General features: G+C 46.6%; 3 protein-coding genes and 1 pseudogene. 3 read left to right on the forward strand and 1 reads right to left on the reverse strand.

Features of this window, described 5'->3' with window-relative positions; translation table 11 throughout:
- Both H6F50_RS15765 and H6F50_RS15770 read left to right on the forward strand, forming a co-directional pair.
- Window positions 1-450 (forward strand): annotated as a pseudogene (locus tag H6F50_RS15765) (hypothetical protein); the annotation flags it as partial.
- 171 nt (window positions 451-621) lie between these two features.
- Window positions 622-1,425, forward strand: a complete 804-nt coding sequence (locus tag H6F50_RS15770; RefSeq protein ID WP_190429423.1) for a phytanoyl-CoA dioxygenase family protein — start codon at window positions 622-624, stop codon at window positions 1,423-1,425.
- Between the two features lie 201 nt (window positions 1,426-1,626).
- Here the strand turns inward: H6F50_RS15770 and chlP are convergent, their stop codons facing one another.
- Window positions 1,627-2,847 (reverse strand): geranylgeranyl reductase, encoded by a 1,221-nt coding sequence (gene chlP, locus H6F50_RS15775; protein ID WP_190412958.1) that lies wholly within the window; start codon window positions 2,845-2,847, stop codon window positions 1,627-1,629.
- Window positions 2,848-3,030: 183 nt separating this feature from the next.
- Here chlP and yidD point away from each other — a divergent pair.
- Window positions 3,031-3,233 (forward strand): membrane protein insertion efficiency factor YidD (gene yidD / locus H6F50_RS15780; protein WP_190429424.1); only part of this gene is annotated, 203 nt, incomplete at its 3' end.

The following is a 3,233-nucleotide window of genomic DNA, read 5'->3' on the forward strand; positions in this document are numbered from 1 at the left end:
CCGACCGTTATAGATAGAGAAATTGAAAGCTCTAAATTTGAGCATTCTTATCAAAATCATGAACTGGTTTCCGATACCCTATCGGAGCCTATAGCTCAAACAAACGATGCAGTGTCTGAGCAAAGAGTGACAGAAACAGAATCTGTCAATCAAAATCTTGATTTAAACGCCAATGATTACTTGATTTTAGGTAATTCTTGCTTCTCTGAAGGTCGATATTTAGAGGCAAATCAATCTTACAACTTAGCGGTTAAGATTGAACCAAACTTTTCGGAAGCTCGATATAACAATGCTCGCTGCTATGCAATGCAATACCGCCTTAATCTAGCAGTCGGAAACCTACAATGGGCAATTGATATTGAGCCTAGGTATAAAGAAATCGCTAAAAATGACGAGGCTTTTAGCGCAATTCGAGGAGAAGAGTTATTTAAGCAACTATTGGATGAATAGTTTTATCTAAACTCTTTTTATAGGTTTATTTATTAAGTATTAAAATTTACAAGAAAACGCTCTTTTTTTAGAGGTGAGGGCTTTAAAACGCCTAATTCTTGGATTATTAATTATCATAAATAAAACTTTAAACTACAGCCATTCGCTATACTCAATCGCTAAAATCAAAAGATGATGACAAAGCGCTATAACCACCAACAAATCGAATCGTTCGCCCAAGCGGTTCTGAACGATGGCTATTGTGTGTTGCCCAATCACTTTTCCCCGGTAACACTTAATTCTTGGCGTGAAGCTTTCACGCCTTTGCTAGAAGATCACATTGTCCGCGAAGGCAAGCTTCGCAATCGCGGTTCAGCCCGCTATTATGTAACCCTTCCTTTCACTGATCCTTTTGCCGATCCTAGTATTTACGAAGATGACGATATTCTGGCACTTGTAGAGTTGTTAGTAGGCAAAGATGCAGTGATGTGCCAACTAGCAACTGACACACCTTTGCTGGGGTCTGAATATCAAGACGTGCATCGAGATGCGCCGCCACTTTTCCCCGAAATGGGTACAGAAACGCCGCCATTCCAGTTAGCTGTCAACTTTCCACTCGTAGATATCACTCTGGAAAACGGGCCAATGGAGATTACGCGCAGTACGCACATGATTTCCAAAGAGGAAGGACTGCGCCGCATGGAGTCTGGAGAAGCCAAGTTAGAACCTGTCACAATGCAACTAGGTGATGTAATGATCCGTGATGTGCGGGGTCTGCACCGGGGCACTCCTAACTACACAGAAACACCGCGTCCGATGGTTGTAATTGGCTATAGTCGCCGCTGGATGTTTCGTCCTGAGGTGTCGATTAATATTCCGCGTGCAACCCTAGATACACTCTCCGAACGCGCCCGTCACTTGTTGCGTTTTAATCCGATTGTGGAATCCGTAGACGATAAATCCGAGGTTGAGGTTTATCAATCGTTCGCTTACTAAGCTTAATTGTGGCTGTTCTCAGTTCAAGTAGCGGTCGGTCTTCTTCTGTCGTCAATAAAAACTCTCAGAGGAGCGCTATCTGAATATTACGAGGATAAAAAAACCAGCGTTGGATTCTTAAGATCCAACGCTGGGTGAAAAACCATTTGTTAATGTTCTAGGTTTTTTTGCTTTTCAAATTCTGCTTACCGATAGAAACCACTAAGGAGCTAGCGCGTTACCCCGTAACAAGCTACCAATCGTTTTGGCAGTAATTTTCATCTGAATCAAGGGATTTGCCGGAACGACTGTTTTGTACAGGTAGCTATCGAAGGTAAGCTTCTGCACGTCTTTGTCGGCGCACATTTCCACAAAGGCTTCGCGAGTGGCATCAGAGCGATAGAAGACGGTTTGCAGAATGTCCAGCACCTTGTAGGTGATGCCGTATTTCTTATCCCAACGCTTCAGGTACAGCTTCAGGTCGGCTTCTGTGGGGATGCGGGTGCCACCGTTGGAAGTTTCGACAATGGTTTCTGCACACATCCGCGCCGACTTAGCGGCAAAGTAAATTCCCTCTCCAGAAGACTTCGTAACCGTTCCGGCGGCGTCTCCCACTAGAGCAACGCGACCGACAACGCGGCGGGGTCTGGGATGCTCTGGAATTGGGTGAGCTTCTACTTTGATGATTTCGCCGCCTGCGAGTTTTCTAGCGGCACGCTTGCGGATGCCTGCTTGCAGATTTTTGATGTCGGCTTTGTTCACCTTCATGGTGCCGGTGCCAACAGCGACGTGGTCGTATTTGGGGAATACCCAGGCGTAGAAATCGGTGGAAACATCGTTCCCGACGTACATTTCTGCCAGGTCGTTGTAATAAGCCATTTTGTCTTCTGGCAGGCGAATGCGCTCTTGGAAAGCGATCGCATAATTGTAATCCCCGGCATCAATTGCCTTCGCAACGCGGGAATTCGCCCCATCTGCCCCAATCACCAGATCGACTTTCAGGGTTTTCATCTCCCCTTCAGCGCTACCGTTCGAGTGATCGGCGTAGTGCAAGGTGTAAGGGTCAGTATTGCCCGTGGGAATATCGAGTTTATAAACAGTGCCGTTAATTAAATTTGCACCCAATTTAGCTGCGCGATCGCGTAGGTATCCATCCAATACCTCGCGGCGACACATACCGATATATTCATGTTCTTTTTCAATGTTGATATCTACCTCAATGTTGGAAGGTGAGATCATCTTCATTTTTCTGACCCGCCGATCAATAATCTCAGGCGGTAGGTCAAACTCGCTCACCATGCATAGCGGAATTGCCCCGCCACAAGGCTTTGCGTTGTCTAGCTTGCGCTCAAACAGGTAAGTCTCAATTCCAGCTTTTGCTAGCGTTTCGGCAGCAGAGGAACCCGCCGGACCCGATCCCACAACAGCAACCCGTAGTACCAAAGCTATTCTCCCGATTCTCTTACGGCTACAAGGTGAGATGGTATCACGGACTTTTCGGTTGTCCCAGCAGGATCGTGCAGGTTGTGACTGAATTGCAACAGAGCTTAACACATTGAAAACTAAATCGCGGTTTCTGGGGTTGTAGCTACTCCCAATCACTCCAGAGATTTTTGCTCCAACTCTATGAATGCTCCTTCCCTCGATTCTGCAATTCGGCAAATCGCGATCGCTTCTATCGGCGGCTATCAGAGGCACATTTCACCCCGCAAAGGGTTTTCTTGCGCTCATCGATTGCTTTACAAGGGGGAATCTTGCTCTCAGTACGCCAAGCGCATGATTGCACAACAGGGTTTGGTGGGGGCGATCGCAACGGTGCGCCAACGATT

It is taken from the genome of Coleofasciculus sp. FACHB-712 (genome assembly GCF_014695635.1).
In the GTDB taxonomy this organism is placed as follows: Bacteria; Cyanobacteriota; Cyanobacteriia; order Cyanobacteriales; family FACHB-T130; genus FACHB-T130.

Coding starts and splice junctions, on each gene's coding strand:
- H6F50_RS15770 (WP_190429423.1), top strand. CDS start 622: ATGATGACAAAGCGCTATAACCACCAACAAATCGAATCGTTCGCCCAA.